We start from the raw sequence: 14,196 nt of genomic DNA, 5'->3' as shown, positions 1-14,196 counted from the left end.
CTGTCGCAACATCCACGTCGCACTGGGTGCATTGCAACCTACGAGGGTATTTTGAAATAGAATGTTCCTTATAAGGACATCTTTGATATTTAGGTAGTTAGAAATATTTAAAGGGAATTGAATATTTTAAAATATTCTTGTTGTTTTTTCCTTAATAGCTTGTATTTTTATGTCTTCGCGTAAGCGAGAAAATCGTTCTTTTAAATAGATTTTAGTGTAGTCCGTATGGGATGCTCCTAAATAATAGACATGGAAGTGTGGATTCTGATAGCTATCGCTACGGTTTCCAAGGCCAAGAGCGTGATGATGAAGTCAAGGGTGAAGGGAACTCCTATAACTATAAGTATAGGATGCATGATCCTAGGTTGGGGAGGTTCTTTGCAGTTGATCCTTTATTCAGGCAGTATTCTTATAACAGCCCTTATGCCTTTAGTGAGAATAGAGTGATTGATGGAGTTGAGTTAGAAGGTCTTGAGTTTACGGTTTCTAAACAACAGCGTGCAGGAACAGGTGCTGGTAGACCTGTAGAATATGACATTAAAGTCGAATATAGTCCTTTTATAAAAATGGGTGTGATAGAACAGTCCGTTGGAAACACACATGCTATGAATTTTGGTGGACAGACTGAAATACGACAGGTAAGCCCGTTTAATAAATTTACACAACTAATTGTTGGAGATGCTAGTTCTTTGACAGAAGAATATTATGGTGAAAATGTAAGCCAAGATATGATAATCAACGCTGCTTCTACTCGAGTTAAAAAGGAAGAAAATTTCTATAAAAACATTTCGGATAAACAAAATACAACTTCATATAAACTTACATCGAATTACACGTTTGAAGGTGAGGAATTTGAAGCTACAAAAGAGTATACTACAACTTCTGTTTTGAGTGAGTATTCTTTGAAAACGGTAATTTCAATTAGTGCAGAAAATATAGAATCACCTTTTATACAAGGTTTAAAAGAAGTCTTTGAAAGTAAAGGTTATGAAATAATACTTAATAAAGTAGATTTTTTAATGAGTCCACTTCAAGTCAATGATCCAAATAATATAAATGGTATAGAGGTGAATGTAAATGTATCATTAGCAGATCAAGAAATAGAGATATTAAAATCAACAAAAAAATTAATCTCTGTAGAGCATGTTAATAGCGGTACAATAATTGAATCAGATCAACATAATGAAAATCGTGAAGCTATAATAGAACAGCGTAAAGCTGATCGAAAAGAGAGATACGAAAAAAAAGAAAAAGATGAATAGTAGTATTAATTTGTTTAGTTTACCAATGCTGTTACTAATTTTTATTGGTATTACTGATTTAAGTATGAATGCTAAATATTTACCAGAGCAACCGCAAGATGAGTTCTGTGTTATTTTAGATGATTTAACTTTTGTAAATATTGATAAATATAAAGAGGTGGATTATGATTTTATCAAATCTATTACTACCGACCAATTTGATAAGATTAATCTTGCATTTGAAAAACCTAGTTTTGCTCAATTTCACCTTCTTAGTGATGATATAAAAATTAAGGAATCATTACGCGGGTATCTGGTGTTAATCAAATTTCCAATAGGCTCTAGTCAATATAAAACGCATAATAAGGTAAATTTAATTTTAACAGATGAAAAAGGTCTTTTCTTGAATCAACAAACTGTTTATCAGGATTATGATTTAAATGGTTCTTTTATTGGGTTAACTTCGAGAATATTAAATAACCAGATACAAACAGCTAAGCTTAGTAACAATACGTATTCGTATTATAAAATAGATCAAGAAGGTTTTTTTAATGAAACAGAACCATTTGAGAGCTTTACAGTCAAAAACCGTTCTTATATCAATCATATAGATTCTAGTTTTCTTAATAAACATGATTTAATCCTATTTCCTTCAATTTTTATTACGAGTGATGAGAACAAATTGAGGTCTTTAAGGGTTTATAAAAATAATAGGTTGGATTTTGAAAGCTCTTATTTTTTAACTCGTAAAGAGTTTGATTATTATGAATCGTTTTTTGTCATTAATAAGCTAAAGTCATCTGTGGATACTGTCTTTGAATTAGTGGAAATTAAATACCTCTTATCCAATCATAATTGGATAGGAACTAACAATTTAGATTATCAAGATATTAAAGGTGATTTTACTATGAATTACTAACTTTATCCCCTGCTGGCGCCAGTATAAACGACCGCTAGTGCTAGTTTTTAACTAGTACCGAGCATGAGTAAAATAATAAGAACAATAAAGTTTGTACAACAGGTATGGACTTTATTGTTTTAAAAATTCCACGTCGCGCTCGTCTGTGACGAGAGTAAATAAGCATAGCGTTTGCAACGCGTGAGTAATATTTATAGATAATATAGTAACAAATAAGCCACCTTTTATGGGTGGTTTTTTTGTGTTTTAAGAAGCGTATGCTTTTCTAGTTTTAGTATCTCTAATAAAAGCATCAATAATCTTATTAATAGTCGATTTTCCATCATTATTAAGCCGTTGTATCTCTTTCATGCGGTTAAGCATATCTACATCTACATCTACATCTACAACTTCTAATTTATCTTGTTCAGAAACAAGGTAATCAAGTGATACAGCAAGTGTTTTTTTCTGTCGCATTAACTTTTACCATTTCAAATATACTTAGTTTTGAGATTCAAAATTAACGCATATGTATCACCGTCATAGATATCCTCATATCATAATACAGCAAGCAGTTTACCTTAAACTTAGATTTAGTTTGAGTTATCGAGATGTTGAAGAGTTAATGTCTATCAGAGGAGTCAAGGTGGATCATTCTACCGTTCAACGGTGGGTATTCAAGTTTTCAAAAGAAATTGAAGAAAATATGAACCGTCGTAAACGTCAGGTAACCGACAGTTGGAGACTAGATGAGACCTATATCAAAGTAGGAGGTAAAGATATGTATCTATACAGAGCAGTTGATAAGCAAGGAAATACCATTGATTTCTTACTTACCAAAAGGAGAATGAAGGGATCTGCTCAAAAATTCTTAAACAAAGCGATTAAGAATAATGGTAAGCCTAGAATCATTAATATTGATAAGAGTGGCGCTAATACAGCCGGCATTAGGACTTGGAACAAACGAAGTCACAGTGTTAAGAAAGTGAAAATACGGCGAGTCAAATACTTGAATAACATTGTAGAACAAGATCATAGAAGCATAAAACGGAGAGTTAAAATCACTACAGGATTTAAAGAGTTTGAATCAGCACAAAGAACACTAGCAGGAATAGAAATAATACATATGATAAGAAAGGATCAAATCTTGAATCCTAAAACTTCTACCTTTAAAACTTTTTGTTCCTTGGCTGCATAATTTAAACGTCAACTCAAATTTATATTTTCCTTCAGTTAATGCGACAGAACCAAAACAACTTGTAGAAATGAAAAATGTTAAAAACTCTCGTTTTTAACTCCACAAAAAAAAGTCCTTACAACACTGTAAAGACTTTCTATGTTATTCTTTCAATAAATTAAAGAGCTACTATTTTTATTGAAACTGTATGAATCAAAAACATAATTACAACACCAGTGTCTACGCCACTTGTTCCAACTTTGGAACGCTTTTGTCGCGGTTATTGCGGTTTGCACCACCCATTATAACAAATCAGATCCTTCAGGGTTCTTCTTTACCAAGTTTATAATCTTATTGTAAATTGGGTTATCACTATTTACTGAGGTTGTTTTATACTGCACTTTTCTAAGGGGATTAAAAAATTCAAACATCCAGATACTGTTTTTATTTCCTAAATCTATTAACTCTTCGATTTTACTAATTTCATAATTATTCTTAACAATAAAAGAACCTATCATAGATTTTTTCTTAACTGATAGTAAAGTTACATTATAGAGTTGATGTGGTAATTCTATTTTTTCTACGAATGATAAATCATCATGAACCAACCAAATAGGATAATTATTTGCCATAATAAGCTCTTTTAATCTTTAAATTCATTTATTCCCCTGAAACCAACAGACCCAGTAAAAGCTTTTGCCCAATTAGGTGCAGTAAGTACTTTCATAAAGCTCTTTTCAAATTGTGTTAATTTTAAAACATTACTTTTACCATGTATAGCCATATGTATAGCTCTACCTGAGTAAATATTTCCTTTCCATATTCTAGGACTCATAGGCGTTAAATTCCACATTTGGTTTTTCATTTTCCACCATGTTCCAGAACCGCTTTTACCACCTTTGTAAAACAACCAATGATGAACGTGTTGTCCACTATTTGCAAAACCTTCTTGACCTAAAATTGATCTATAACTACTCCAGTTTTTATAGTTTTTAGTCATTATTTTAAACCCTCCTGACATTCCTCCTTTAGCAATTGACTTTATCAAAAACACATCTGAGACTGCCATTCCAATATTTATTGCTGCCCAACCATATTCACCATCTTCTATATTATACATCGCTGACTTTCCACTGCCCCAAAAAGGGATCATAGATTCACCAGTACCAACCTCTGGGTAATCTGAAAATAATATTGTATCCTCATAAAATGTATCTGGATACTGATCGTTGTTAGGATAGGATTCAATTAATATACCATCACTACCACGTAAGGCTTGGAATTTTCTATGTGGATTTGCTGCTAGTAACTCGGACAATCTATTTTGAAGTGCTATTTCCCATCTATTTCTTGTATCTAATTCTAATGCAAACTTTTCAGAATAATTTAAGCCAGAAATAGTTTCGTAATTTTCACTGTCATTGTTATAATACCAATTAACACCCCTATATTTAAAAACATGAACTGAATTATCCGAAGGATTTGTAACTGTTGCAGATCCTTTAGGAATTGAAATATTTCCGCCGCCAGGAGTCTTTTTATCGTCACAATTTCCATCTGGACAATCACCTAACGGGTCATTGAAAACTAAAACACTATTTCTTGAAAATGAATATGGACTATCCCAAGCTACCGATTTTGGATCAATACTTTTCCATCTAGCTAACCTAGGATCATACTGCCTGAAGAGAGTAGTGTAACTATTCCCTTCACCTTTTACTTCATCATCCCTTTCCATACCATTAAAACCGTAGCGATACGCGTCGCTGTCTACAGATCCATGTCTATTATTTAGGAGCATCCCATACGGACTATACTAAAATCTATTTAAAAGAACGGCTTTCTCGCTCGCGCAAAAACATAAATTTACAAGCTATTTAGGAAAAATTATCAAGAATATTTTAAAATACTTAACTCACTTTAAATAATTATAACTATTTAAATATCAAACATGTCCTTATAAAGAACACTCTATTTCAAAATACTCTCGTGCGTTGCACAGGATTATGATATGTGGATAGCCAAGACTTCAGTAAAGGTACATGATTTTGAATTTAGCAATCTTAAAATCTAAGCATAATTGAAAGTGAAAAAGATAATGCGACAGAACTATAATTCATAGGCATAAAAAAAAGGTCTTCATTTCTGAAGACCTTTTGTGGGCGCTAAGGGATTCGAACCCCTGACCCCTTGGGTGTAAACCAAGTGCTCTGAACCAACTGAGCTAAGCGCCCTAAAAGCGGATGCAAATATAAAACCTTTCCTGGAACTTACAAGTGTTTTTGAAATAAATTTTAAATTATTTCTGCTACTACAAAAACACTACCAGTCACTACTATCAAATCATCACTGTGTGCCAGACTCTTAGCTTTATCTAATGCGTCAGAAACAGAATTAAATTTTTTGAAATTAAATTGATGCTTTTTAAAAAAACTAGATAAAACATCTATTTCCATTCCACGTATCACATTTGGCTTTGCGATGTAATAAAAAGCATTCTTAGGCATTAATGATAAAACTTGGTCCACATCTTTATCAGACACCATTCCCATAACTATATGAAGCTTATTAAACTTCTCTAGTTTCAATTGCTTCACTAATGTTTTTATTCCTGCTTTATTATGTGCTGTATCTGCAATAACCCTAGGTTGAACTTGCAATAATTCGTACCTACCTCTCAATCCTGTATTTGCAGCAACTTTCAACAGCCCGGCTTCTAATTGGGCAAGGGAAATTTCAAAGTTGCTAGACTGCGTTAAAACGTTTAACGCAGTTTGTGCAACTCTACTATTATACTTTTGATATTCACCTTTTAAATCTGTAGCGAGTGGCTTTAAGCGATAGTTTACTTGATGATAAATAGAATGCTTTTTTATTGCGCTTTCGCGAAAGCTATTCCTCAAAGAATCACGTCTCTCACCTACAACTACAGGTACATTATTTTTTATAATACCTGCTTTTTCTCCAGCTATTTTAATAAGAGTATTACCTAACATCGCTACATGATCTTTATCTATGTTTGTTATCACTGAAACTAATGGTTTTATTATGTTAGTGGAATCTAATCTACCTCCAAGACCTGTTTCTATAATAGCGATATCTACTTCTTGCTCTTTAAAGTATTGAAAAGCCATACCTACAGTCATCTCAAAAAACGACAGTTGATTACTTTCAAAAAACAATTTGTTTCTATTTACAAAAGCAATCACATAATCTTCTGAAACCATCACACCATTAATCTTGATGCGTTCCCTGAAGTCTTTAAGATGCGGTGATGTATACAACCCTACATTATAACCAGCCTCTTGCAGTACACTTGCTATCATATGACAAGTGCTTCCCTTACCATTTGTGCCAGCTACATGAATGGTTGAAAACGATAGGTGGGGATTTCCTAAATGATTATCTAATAATATAGTGTTATCGAGATTTGCCTTGTAAGCCGCTTTTCCCACACGTTGATACATCGGGAGTTGATTGAAAAGCCAATTTAGAGTCTGTGAATAGTCCAAAACTATTCTCCAACTTTAAAAATAACCTCGACGAAACCTATTTGGATATCTTTAGCCTTAGAAGCTGCACTGAATTTATAGGTCTCAGCACTTTTTTTTGCGGCAACTAATAAGCAATTTGCTCTATTAGTTGTTCCTTTTTTTCCTGGTATGGCTTGCACAACCTTACCGGTTCTATCCACATGAATTTCAACAATAACAGTTCCCGTTTCAAAACAGTCAGGCTCAGCTCCTTTTCCAGACAATGCTTTTCTACCACCTAGTCCAGCTCCGCGACCACTTTGCCCAGATCCTGGTGCCCCATAATAGGTATTTGCATAAGGATCACCGTTAATATCACCTTTGTTCCCTGGACCATCTCCAGGACCTTCCCCGCTATTATCTGCACCGTCTGTTGGAGTTGTACCCGTAACATTATTAAGCATATCAGTTACCGATTGATCTGGCTTTGGTTCCGGTTTAGGTTCAGGTTTTTTAACAGGTTCTGCCACTGGTTTTGTAACAGGCTTAGTTGTATTAGGATCTGAATTGATAACTGGAGCATCTGTGTTGTCTTGGGTGGCGACATTATCAACTTGAGGAGTTGTCTGATCTACAGGTGATGGATTAGACTCTGGAGTGACCTTAGTTGCCTCTGCAGGTTCAACAGGTCCAGAACCTACTGCAGTATTACCGAAATTGATTGCTATTCCACTATCTTCCTCTTCTGGTATTTCATCTAGCACTGAAACAAAAACAAATAACAATAGAAAAACACTCATCAAAATACTTGTAATGATGAATGATTTCTTTTTCTCTTTAGTGTCTAGAAAACTCATTTTATTCTGGTTTTACAGCAAGGATGATATTGATTTTATTACGGTTTGCTATGTCCATAACTTTAACAGCTTTATTGAGGGCGATATCGCCGTCTGCTCTTAATATAATGGTAGGCTTTTCTTGACCTTCCATTGTTTTAATAATCATCGATTCTAATAACTCTTCTTCTACCTCTACCGCATCGACAAAAAACGCACCATCTTTAGTAATACTTACGGAAGCTTGCTGCTTATTTTCACTACGACCACTTGCACTAGGCAATATTAAATCTAAAGCTTGTGGAGTAATACTAGGTGAGGTTAGTAAGAAAAATACAAGCAACAGAAACACGATATCTGTCATGGATGACATCGAGAAATCAGGGCTTACTTTATTTCTGCTTCTTAAGTTCATATTATGCTGGTTCGTTTAAAAGATCTAAGAAATCAACAGCGTTAGACTCCATTTGATGCACTACTTTGTCAGTTTTAACTACTAAATGGTTATATCCTATATAAGCTATAATACCTACTATAAGTCCTGCAACAGTGGTTGTCATTGCGGTATAAATACCTTCTGCTAGAGTCCCCATTTCTGGAGCACCTTCACTTTCTGCTAGGGTTCTAAAAGCAATTACCATTCCTATAACTGTCCCTAAAAATCCAATCATAGGTGCAGCTCCTGCAATAGTTGCTAGAATGCTAACATTTTTTTCTAATTTATATACCTCTAATTTACCTGCATTCTCGATGGCTCCGTTAATATCCTCAAGAGGTGAACCTATCCTACTAATACCTTTCTCTGTTAAACGTGCAACAGGAGAATTTTCTTGAGCACATAAGATCTTGGCTGCATCAATACGACCGTTACTAACATGATCTTTTATTTGTAACATGAATTTGTCATCAATTTTTGAACTGCCTTTTATCTTAAATAATCTTTCAAAATAGATGTATAAAGCAACAAATAATAATAGAATTAAGATACATATAATCACTGTTCCAGATGGATCACCTGATAATATGATGTCAAAAACTGTTTGAGTTTCTTCTTCTACTAGTGGCATAGTAGACTCAACAACTTCGCCTGTTTCTTGAATAATTAGATTCATTAAATTTTTCTTAGTTAGGTTAGTAACGCATTTTATATGTTAAAGATTGTATACAGTCTAAAGGCTTATTGTAATTATGCTTTCGCGAAAGCGTGATTACAATAAGCTATACAATATTACTGATTTATTATAAGAACATAATCACACATGCAAGTCCTACTAATGTAAGAACTACAGTATATGGAAATGCCATTTTAACCATCTTACCGTAAGAAAGATTGATTACTGGTGCAAGAGCAGACGTTAATAAAAATAAGAATGCCGCCTGACCATTAGGTGTCGCAACACTAGGAATGTTAGTTCCCGTGTTAATTGCAACTGCTAAATGTTCATATTGCTCTAAAGATATTTTTCCTGCGTCATATGCATTACCCACTTCATTTATGTAGACTGTTGCCACAAACACATTATCAGAAATCATACTAAGAACACCATTTGCAAGATAGAATATTGCCGGTTGACTACTAGGGTCCTGGCTTAATGCCCATTCAATAATAGGTGCAAATAAATGCTGGTCATGAATCATCGCAACGATCACAAAAAACACAACTAATAGTCCTGTAAATGGAAGTGCTTCTTCAAAGGCTTTTCCAAGACTATGTTCATCTGTTATCCCCATAAACGCAGTTTGAATCACTATTAAAGCAAGACCTATAAATCCAACTGGTGCAATATGCAATGCTAGACCAATGATTAATAGAATAGCTGAAACTCCTTGAACTAAAAGACCATATTTCTCCTTACTAGTACGTTCTTGATCACGTTTTTCCATCCATCCTTCAATAATCTGTCTTACTACAGGTGGCATTTTCTGACCAAAACCAAATGTTTTAGTAACTTCTAACAATACGGTTGTAATTAGACCAGCTATTAAAACTGGGATCGTAATAGGTGCCATGTGAAGGAAAAATTCTATGAATCCATATTCATAAGGTAATGCTGTATTAAGCTTTGTACCGATAAGTAAATTTTGAGGTTCACCTACAATTGTACAAACACCACCTAACGCTGTTCCTACCACACCATGCATTACTAAACTACGTAAGAATGAACGGAAATCTTCTAATGTTTCACCACTTAACTGCTTTCTATCCAATGTATTATCATGATCTAAATCTAGATCACTAGAATGTATTTTATGATAAACATTATAAAAACCTAGACCGACACTAATTAGAACTGCTGTAACTGTAAGAGCATCTAAAAAGGCAGATAACACAGCACTGATTAGTACAAAAAATAGAGAAAGAGCTATTTTAGATTTTACCTTTGTAAACAGTTTTACAAAAATATACATGAGTAGAGGTTTCATAAAATAAATTCCCGCTACCATAAACACTAACAGCAAAATCACCTCTAGGTTTTGTGCTACTTCTGCATAAACACCACCTAATACTTTATTACCTAAATCATCTAATACGACCATATGTGTTTCATGATCTACTTTATACATAGGATGTGTTAATCCTAATGCAATAACTTGAATAGCTAGTAAACCACCGGACTGTAAAGGATAACATTTTAAAGCCATCGCAAGACAGAATATAAACTCTGCTATAAAAATCCAACCCATTACCGTTCCATCAAGAACAAAATATGCGGCAGTATTAAAAACTAAAAATGCTAATATGGTTGACTTAAACCATGTAGGGCTATTACCTAAAAAAGACTTGAACATTAAACCAATTGTTTTAAAGCGATTTCAAAAGCAGTAGAACTGATTTGAGTACGCGAACTATTATTATTATAAGTATTTTGAATTGCGTTTCTAATTGTCATGCTGGTATCGTTAAAGATAGCTTCATCCGTCATTTGAACGCGACGTTCCATAAAGTATGCAAAAACTCTTGCCATTCCACAATTTGAAATAAAATCAGGAATAAGGCTTACTTTTTCATCCGTATGCTCCATAATAGAGCCAAAGAAAATTTCTTTATCTGCAAATGGCACATTAGCGCCACAAGATATAACCTCTAATCCAGAGGCAATCATTTGATCTATTTGATCCTGACTCACTAATCTAGAGGCAGCACAAGGCGCAAAAATCTCAGTCTTGAGAGACCATATTTTTTCATTTACTTTTTCAAATGGAAGTAAGTTTGAAGATCTTAAAGCATTACCATCTTTATTTAAGAACATTTCTTTAATTTCTTCAAAAGAAAAACCGTCTTCATTAATTAATCCACCAGCTCTATCGATGATTCCTACAACTTTCGCACCCATTTGTGAAAGATAATAAGCAGCGGCACTTCCTACATTACCGAAACCTTGAACAACGGCACGTTTACCTTTAACATCACCGCCATAAATATCATAAAAATGTTTTACAGCTTCTGCAACGCCATAACCAGTAATCATATCTGCTACCGTATATTTTCTAGAAACATCTGGCGAATAAATAGGATTTTCAATAACTTTTATCACACCTTGACGTAATTGCCCAATGCGGTTAATTTTATCAGCCTCAGTAGGAGAAAAATGACCTGCAAAGACACCTTCTTGAGGATGCCAAACTCCACAATCTTCAGTGATAGGGATTACTTCATGTATTTCATCTACGTTAAGATCACCACCGGTGCCATAATAGCTTTTAAGTAAAGGAGAAACCGCTTTATACCATCTCTCTAGCACACCTTTTTTACGAGGATCTCTAGGGTCAAAGTTAATTCCACTTTTAGCGCCACCTATTGCAGGACCCGATACCGTGAATTTAATCTCCATAGTTTTTGCTAGTGAGAGAACTTCATTTTTATCAAGTCCAACTCTCATACGTGTTCCACCACCTGCGGCGCCACCTCTCAAACTATTAATTACGGTCCAACCTTGGGCATCTGTTTCTGGATCATTCCAATGGAATACGATTTCGGGTTCAGCGTTCTCATAACGCTTTAAAAGTTCCTTCATGTTTTATTTTCAGGTTAGTGCAGACAAATATAAAAAACACCTGACCACTTCAACTCTTTTTTACAATTTCTTAAGGCAGATAAATCTTACCACTTGAATGATCCATAGAGGCTCCTGTTACCGAAGCAAGGCAATTATTCTCATTGCGTAATTTAAGTACTCCTAGAAAAGCAAAAATGAGTGCTTCTTTATATTCAATAAGCTCCTTATTCGGTATAATTATTTCGGCCTTAGAATAAGAAGATATACGATGTATTAAAAATGAATTATAAGCACCACCACCTGTAACTAATACAGTAGATTCAGGTAACAGTACGCTTGAGATTTGCATTGCCACATGTTCAGTATAAGTAGCTAAAGCATCTAAAGGGTTATCGATTGATTTGATAATATCCCACACATGATTGTCAATCCATTCAACTCCTAAAGATTTAGGACCATCAACCTTATAATACGGTAGTGAATTTAGTTGAGCTAAAACCTCAGAATTAATTTTTCCTGCTTTCGCGAAAGCACCACTATCATCATAATCTGACCCTAGGCGATTTGCAAAATAATTCAGCACTACGTTAACCGGGACAATATCAAAAGCTTTACGTATATCATTAAGACTATAAGAGATGTTTGCAAATCCTCCTAGGTTGAGGCAATAATCATACTTATTAAAAAGAAAATGATCTCCAATAGGTACTAAAGGAGCACCTTGACCACCCATATCTACATCTTGAGACCTAAAATCACAAACAACCCGTTGACTCAATAAGTCAGCTAATATAGGGAGGTTACCTATTTGGAAAGTATACCCATCCCCAGGCTGATGATGTATAGTATGTCCATGACTACATATCGCTAAAAGTTCGGTGATTTGATTTTCATATATAAAATCATTGATACATTGACTTAAATATAAAGTATATTCATTATTTAAATCCTTCAAATGAATATTTGGCAACGATATAGCACTAGCCAATTTAGTTTGCCAAACATGATTATACTCTATCGATTTTACTTTCAATACATGAAAGTTCCATGAATCATTACGTACTAACTTTACATAAACCAAATCGATAGCATCTAAAGAAGTTCCAGACATTACACCTATAACGTTATAGCACTGATGGTTCATAGAAAAATAGTGTTGAATAAACTCTTAAATAAGCTTAGATTTGCAAAGATAAATGAAGTATTAATCATATTACAAATACATGGATTTTAGTTTAACAGAGGAGCATTTAATGATACGTGATGCAGCAAGAGATTTTGCTCGCACCGAGTTACTTCCAGGAGTAATTGAAAGAGATAAGGATCAACATTTCCCTAAAGAATTGATTACTAAAATGGGTGACCTGGGCTTCCTAGGCATGATGGTGGACCCAAAGTATGGTGGTGGTGGAATGGATACTACTAGTTATGTTTTAGTTATGGAAGAGCTTTCCAAAATTGATGCTAGCGCTAGTGTAATTGTATCCGTAAATAATTCTTTGGTATGTTATGGTTTAGAAGCATACGCTAGTGAAGAGCAAAAAGAAAAGTATTTAACCAAATTAGCAACCGGAGAATCGATTGGAGCATTTTGTCTAAGCGAACCAGAAGCTGGTAGTGATGCCACATCACAACGAACAACAGCAATTGATATGGGTGACCATTACCTTTTAAACGGTACCAAAAACTGGATTACTAACGGTAATAGTGCCGATTACTATATTGTCATCGCACAAACAGATAAAGACAAAGCTCACAAAGGTATCAACGCATTTATAGTTGAAAAAACTTGGGAAGGCTTTGAAGTAGGACCAAAAGAAGATAAATTAGGTATTAGAGGTAGCGATACCCATTCTTTAATATTTAATGACGTTAAGATACCTAAAGAAAATAGGATTGGCGAAGACGGATTTGGATTCAAATTTGCAATGAAAACATTAGCTGGAGGTCGCATAGGAATAGCCGCACAAGCATTAGGTATTGCAGCTGGTGCTTATGAATTAGCTAGAGATTATAGTAAACAACGTAAGGCTTTCGGAACTGAGATATGTAATCATCAGGCTATAGCATTTAAATTAGCTGATATGAAAGTTAATATTGATGCATCTCGTCATTTAATTATGCACGCTGCATGGATGAAAGATGAGGGAATGGATTACAACGTAGCTGGCTGTACTGCTAAACTTTTTGCATCTCAAACCGCTATGGATACTACGGTTGAAGCAGTTCAAGTTCATGGTGGTAATGGATATGTTAAAGAATATCATGTAGAACGATTGATGAGAGATGCTAAAATCACTCAGATATATGAAGGGACTTCGGAAATTCAAAAAATAGTTATCTCTAGAGATCTTCTTAAAAACTAACCTCTTAATTAATTACAGATTTCCCGTTATACAAGGTTTAATCAGGTTTGATATCTGAACGATAAAATGTCTAGCAGTTCTTAAGAGCTACTAGACATTTTTTTTGTGGTCACCAACCTCAATAACCCGACCTTATATACAAAAGCCATCTAATGAGCACTGCTAAAGTTTATAATAGTAAATATCACAAGAAAAGGCTAATGAACA

The 14,196-nt window shown here is 34.3% G+C and carries 13 protein-coding genes, 1 tRNA gene and 1 pseudogene; 4 read left to right on the top strand and 11 right to left on the bottom strand.

Annotated elements, in window-relative coordinates; translation table 11 throughout:
- Window positions 1–230: 230 nt before the first annotated feature.
- Together IL45_RS14680 and IL45_RS02340 are read left to right on the top strand one after the other, a co-directional pair.
- The gene (locus IL45_RS14680) at window positions 231–1,262 is read left to right on the top strand and encodes an RHS repeat domain-containing protein (protein WP_051788621.1); all 1,032 of its coding nucleotides are present in this window, start codon (window positions 231–233) and stop codon (window positions 1,260–1,262) included.
- A complete protein-coding gene (locus IL45_RS02340) occupies window positions 1,255–2,160 on the top strand; it encodes a hypothetical protein (protein WP_106200933.1) in 906 nt (301 codons plus the stop codon). The genes IL45_RS14680 and IL45_RS02340 overlap by 8 nt, the downstream gene beginning before the upstream one ends.
- Window positions 2,161–2,406: 246 nt before the next feature.
- On the opposite strand, the gene IL45_RS02335 is transcribed toward IL45_RS02340, so the two are convergent.
- Window positions 2,407–2,616 (bottom strand): hypothetical protein, encoded by a 210-nt coding sequence (locus IL45_RS02335; RefSeq protein ID WP_036579874.1) that lies wholly within the window; start codon window positions 2,614–2,616, stop codon window positions 2,407–2,409.
- A 52-nt stretch (window positions 2,617–2,668) separates the two neighbouring features.
- Here IL45_RS02335 and IL45_RS02330 point away from each other — a divergent pair, with 52 nt between their 5' ends.
- Window positions 2,669–3,337, top strand: a complete 669-nt coding sequence (locus IL45_RS02330; protein ID WP_036579871.1) for an IS6 family transposase — start codon at window positions 2,669–2,671, stop codon at window positions 3,335–3,337.
- A gap of 281 nt (window positions 3,338–3,618) precedes the next feature.
- Here IL45_RS02330 and IL45_RS02325 read toward each other — a convergent pair whose 3' ends face one another.
- From IL45_RS02325 to IL45_RS02280, 10 genes and pseudogenes are all read right to left on the bottom strand, one after another.
- On the bottom strand, window positions 3,619–3,948 hold the full coding sequence (locus tag IL45_RS02325) for a hypothetical protein (RefSeq protein ID WP_036579867.1): 330 nt from the start codon (window positions 3,946–3,948) through the stop codon (window positions 3,619–3,621).
- A gap of 11 nt (window positions 3,949–3,959) precedes the next feature.
- Window positions 3,960–5,120: pseudogene (locus IL45_RS02320) on the bottom strand (RHS repeat domain-containing protein); the annotation flags it as partial.
- A 355-nt stretch (window positions 5,121–5,475) separates the two neighbouring features.
- Window positions 5,476–5,550 (bottom strand) — tRNA-Val (locus IL45_RS02315).
- Window positions 5,551–5,610: 60 nt separating this feature from the next.
- Window positions 5,611–6,828, bottom strand: coding sequence for a bifunctional folylpolyglutamate synthase/dihydrofolate synthase (locus tag IL45_RS02310; RefSeq protein ID WP_036579862.1), 1,218 nt, complete (start codon window positions 6,826–6,828; stop codon window positions 5,611–5,613).
- 2 nt (window positions 6,829–6,830) lie between these two features.
- Complete coding sequence (locus IL45_RS02305) at window positions 6,831–7,646, bottom strand: hypothetical protein (RefSeq protein ID WP_036579859.1); 816 nt, start codon at window positions 7,644–7,646, stop codon at window positions 6,831–6,833.
- A 1-nt stretch (window position 7,647) separates the two neighbouring features.
- The gene (locus tag IL45_RS02300) at window positions 7,648–8,040 is read right to left on the bottom strand and encodes an ExbD/TolR family protein (protein ID WP_006795988.1); all 393 of its coding nucleotides are present in this window, start codon (window positions 8,038–8,040) and stop codon (window positions 7,648–7,650) included.
- 1 nt (window position 8,041) lies between these two features.
- Window positions 8,042–8,737 (bottom strand): MotA/TolQ/ExbB proton channel family protein, encoded by a 696-nt coding sequence (locus IL45_RS02295; RefSeq protein WP_036579855.1) that lies wholly within the window; start codon window positions 8,735–8,737, stop codon window positions 8,042–8,044.
- Window positions 8,738–8,864: 127 nt separating this feature from the next.
- A complete protein-coding gene (locus tag IL45_RS02290) occupies window positions 8,865–10,415 on the bottom strand; it encodes a Na(+)/H(+) antiporter NhaB (RefSeq protein WP_036579853.1) in 1,551 nt (516 codons plus the stop codon).
- On the bottom strand, window positions 10,415–11,641 hold the full coding sequence (locus IL45_RS02285; RefSeq protein WP_036579850.1) for a Glu/Leu/Phe/Val dehydrogenase dimerization domain-containing protein: 1,227 nt from the start codon (window positions 11,639–11,641) through the stop codon (window positions 10,415–10,417). The genes IL45_RS02290 and IL45_RS02285 overlap by 1 nt, the downstream gene beginning before the upstream one ends.
- Window positions 11,642–11,711: 70 nt before the next feature.
- Window positions 11,712–12,767: an anhydro-N-acetylmuramic acid kinase gene (locus IL45_RS02280; protein ID WP_036579849.1), complete on the bottom strand. Its 1,056-nt coding sequence runs from the start codon at window positions 12,765–12,767 to the stop codon at window positions 11,712–11,714.
- A gap of 79 nt (window positions 12,768–12,846) precedes the next feature.
- Here IL45_RS02280 and IL45_RS02275 point away from each other — a divergent pair, with 79 nt between their 5' ends.
- Complete coding sequence (locus IL45_RS02275; protein WP_036579846.1) at window positions 12,847–13,989, top strand: acyl-CoA dehydrogenase family protein; 1,143 nt, start codon at window positions 12,847–12,849, stop codon at window positions 13,987–13,989.
- Window positions 13,990–14,196 lie beyond the last annotated feature (207 nt).

Source organism: Nonlabens ulvanivorans (assembly GCF_000732625.1).
Lineage (GTDB): Bacteria > Bacteroidota > Bacteroidia > Flavobacteriales > Flavobacteriaceae > Nonlabens > Nonlabens ulvanivorans.
Note: the sequence above shows the minus strand (reverse complement) of the source record. Positions and strands in the feature narration are given on the sequence as shown.

Coding starts and splice junctions, on each gene's coding strand:
- IL45_RS14680 (WP_051788621.1), top strand. CDS start 231: ATGCTCCTAAATAATAGACATGGAAGTGTGGATTCTGATAGCTATCGC.
- IL45_RS02340 (WP_106200933.1), top strand. CDS start 1,255: ATGAATAGTAGTATTAATTTGTTTAGTTTACCAATGCTGTTACTAATT.
- IL45_RS02335 (WP_036579874.1), bottom strand. CDS start 2,616: ATGCGACAGAAAAAAACACTTGCTGTATCACTTGATTACCTTGTTTCT.
- IL45_RS02330 (WP_036579871.1), top strand. CDS start 2,669: ATGTATCACCGTCATAGATATCCTCATATCATAATACAGCAAGCAGTT.
- IL45_RS02325 (WP_036579867.1), bottom strand. CDS start 3,948: ATGGCAAATAATTATCCTATTTGGTTGGTTCATGATGATTTATCATTC.
- IL45_RS02305 (WP_036579859.1), bottom strand. CDS start 7,646: ATGAGTTTTCTAGACACTAAAGAGAAAAAGAAATCATTCATCATTACA.
- IL45_RS02300 (WP_006795988.1), bottom strand. CDS start 8,040: ATGAACTTAAGAAGCAGAAATAAAGTAAGCCCTGATTTCTCGATGTCA.
- IL45_RS02295 (WP_036579855.1), bottom strand. CDS start 8,737: ATGAATCTAATTATTCAAGAAACAGGCGAAGTTGTTGAGTCTACTATG.
- IL45_RS02290 (WP_036579853.1), bottom strand. CDS start 10,415: ATGTTCAAGTCTTTTTTAGGTAATAGCCCTACATGGTTTAAGTCAACC.
- IL45_RS02285 (WP_036579850.1), bottom strand. CDS start 11,641: ATGAAGGAACTTTTAAAGCGTTATGAGAACGCTGAACCCGAAATCGTA.
- IL45_RS02280 (WP_036579849.1), bottom strand. CDS start 12,767: ATGAACCATCAGTGCTATAACGTTATAGGTGTAATGTCTGGAACTTCT.
- IL45_RS02275 (WP_036579846.1), top strand. CDS start 12,847: ATGGATTTTAGTTTAACAGAGGAGCATTTAATGATACGTGATGCAGCA.